At 77.1% G+C, this 760-nt stretch carries 2 pseudogenes; both read right to left on the bottom strand.

Annotation, left to right across the window (positions count from 1 at the left end):
• Positions 1 to 64, bottom strand: a pseudogene (locus AC2W7G_RS17640) (hypothetical protein); the annotation flags it as partial.
• A 184-nt stretch (positions 65 to 248) separates the two neighbouring features.
• Positions 249 to 695 (bottom strand): annotated as a pseudogene (gene thiD / locus AC2W7G_RS17635) (bifunctional hydroxymethylpyrimidine kinase/phosphomethylpyrimidine kinase); the annotation flags it as partial.
• Between the last annotated feature and the right edge of the window lie 65 nt (positions 696 to 760).

Below are 760 nucleotides of genomic sequence, written 5' to 3'. Positions count from 1 at the left end.
CGGACTCGTCGAGCCCGCGACCCTCGGCCAGCCGGCAGGCCAGCGCGGTCGACAGCGTGCACCCCGTGCCGTGCGTGTGCGGCGTGCCGAGCCGCGGCGCCGTGTGGCGGCGGGTGCCCTCCGGCGGTCACGAGGCGTCGACGCTCTCGCTCCCGTCGAGGTGACCGCCCTTGACCAGCGCGGCCCGGCGCGCCGAGGGACCGCAGCCGGCGTCCGGCCGCCTCCAGGTCGTCCACCCGGTGCACAGGCACGTCGGCGAGCACCTCGGCCTCCGGCGCGTTGGGCGTGACGACGGTCGTCAGCGGCAGCAGCCGCCGGCGCACGACGTCGATCGTCTCCTCGGGCACGAGCCGGTGCCCGGACGTGGCGACCATGACCGGGTCGAGGACGACGCACGGCACCGGCGCGGTCTCGAGCACCTGGGCCACGCGGTCGGCCACCGCGGGGTCGCCGAGCATGCCGATCTTGACCGCGCGGACGTCCAGGTCGTCCAGGACGCTGCGCAGCTGCTGCTCGACGAAGTCCGCCGGCAGCGGGTGCAGGCCCTGGACGCCGTGCGTGTTCTGGGCGGTGAGCGACGTCAGCACGGCCGCCCCGTAGACGCCGTGCGCCGCCATCGTCTTGAGGTCGGCCTGGACCCCGGCGCCGCCCGAAGGGTCCGACCCGGCGACCGACAGCACCACCGGCCGGCTCATCGGGCCGCCCTCCCCCGGGCGACGGCCTCCGCGAGGGCCCGGGCGGTCGTGGCGGGGAAGCGTCG

This window comes from Aeromicrobium sp. PFPM2_SD2 (assembly GCF_057364525.1).
The sequence above is the reverse complement of the archived record's forward strand: the minus strand, read 5'-3'. Positions and strand labels throughout refer to the sequence as shown.